We start from the raw sequence: 1,238 nt of genomic DNA, 5'->3' as shown, positions 1-1,238 counted from the left end.
TTAAAACGTACTTTTACCAACGAACATTTAACCAAACTGGGTCTAATTAGTCTGACGAAGCGATACTCGGTAGTACGTTCATTCTGACGAACCGCCGTATGCGGACCCGCTTGTACGGTGGTGTGGGAGGGTCGGCGGCGAAAGCCGCCCCCTATCCCGATTTTTATAAGATGCTTTTTGGAGAAATAAAAGCTGAAGTTGTAGGTTGAAGGGGGAGTTGAGCATGATTTTTAATGAGGACCAAAGGCGCGAGATAGACGAGTTGTTAAGCGGTAATATGAATCAGCCGGTGAAGGTGGTGTACTTTACGCAGGATCAACCAAGTCTTGAATTGCCCGTTCAGGTTGAGGTAACACCGTGTGAATATTGCACGGAAACCGAAGAGATGCTCAAAGAGCTTGCAGGCCTATCCGGTAAGCTTGAGCTTGAAGTTTATGATTATATAAAAGACAAGGATAAGGTTGAGCAGTACGGCATAGAAGGCGTGCCCGCGCTTGCTCTGGTTGGAGAAAAAGATTACGGGATCAGGTATTACGGTATCCCGTCGGGGTATGAGTTCTCGGCCCTTTTAGATGGCCTTATAAACGTTTCAAAAGGGGAAACCAAGCTTACCGATGATACCAGGCGGGCGCTTGCCGAGATTAAGGAACCGGTTCATTTACGGGTATTTGTCACACCCACCTGACCTTACTGCCCAAGAGCGGTCAGTTTGGCCTTTCAGATGGCTATGGAAAACGACAACGTAAAGGCGGATGCTTTTGAGGCATCGGAGTTTCCGGATATGGCAATGCGCTTCTCGGTAATGGCGGTGCCTAAGACGGTCATTAATGACAAAACTTCAGTGGAGGGTGCCGTCCCGGAGGCTGCAATGGTTGAGCAGTTAAAGCAAGCCGTAGGTGGGTAAGTCCAAAACCGGGGCTTTTAAGTGCCGCCATCTTAACGTGTACATTTTAAGAATCGGTGCATACTGGAACTCTTTTCGTGGGTATAAATACGTATACACGGGAAAGGAGTCAAAATGGAGGCGGCAAAACCAGTTTATGATGTTACACCTTTGATCCCCGAGAAAATGAGGGATGCGATACCGGTATATATCGACGCGATTAACGCGCTTCACCAGCTTAAAGTACCGTTTGTGGTTGCCGGCGGTATTGCAATGCTCGAGTATGGGCGCACGCGCGTGACGAAAGACCTCGATCTTTTAGTATACAAACAAGATGCAATCAGGTTGCTCGATC

The 1,238-nt window shown here is 48.1% G+C and carries 1 protein-coding gene and 1 pseudogene; both read left to right on the top strand.

Annotation, left to right across the window (positions count from 1 at the left end):
* Nucleotides 1-223: 223 nt before the first annotated feature.
* The gene (gene pdo / locus COY37_RS02730) at nt 224-904 is read left to right on the top strand and encodes a protein disulfide oxidoreductase (protein ID WP_502692917.1); all 681 of its coding nucleotides are present in this window, start codon (nt 224-226) and stop codon (nt 902-904) included.
* A 114-nt stretch (nt 905-1,018) separates the two neighbouring features.
* A pseudogene (locus COY37_RS02720) lies at nt 1,019-1,238 on the top strand (hypothetical protein); the annotation flags it as partial.

The organism is Candidatus Aquicultor secundus (assembly GCF_002791875.1).
GTDB classification, from domain to species: Bacteria; Actinomycetota; Aquicultoria; order Aquicultorales; family Aquicultoraceae; genus Aquicultor_A; species Aquicultor_A secundus.
This window is presented reverse-complemented; position numbering and strand designations above follow the sequence as displayed.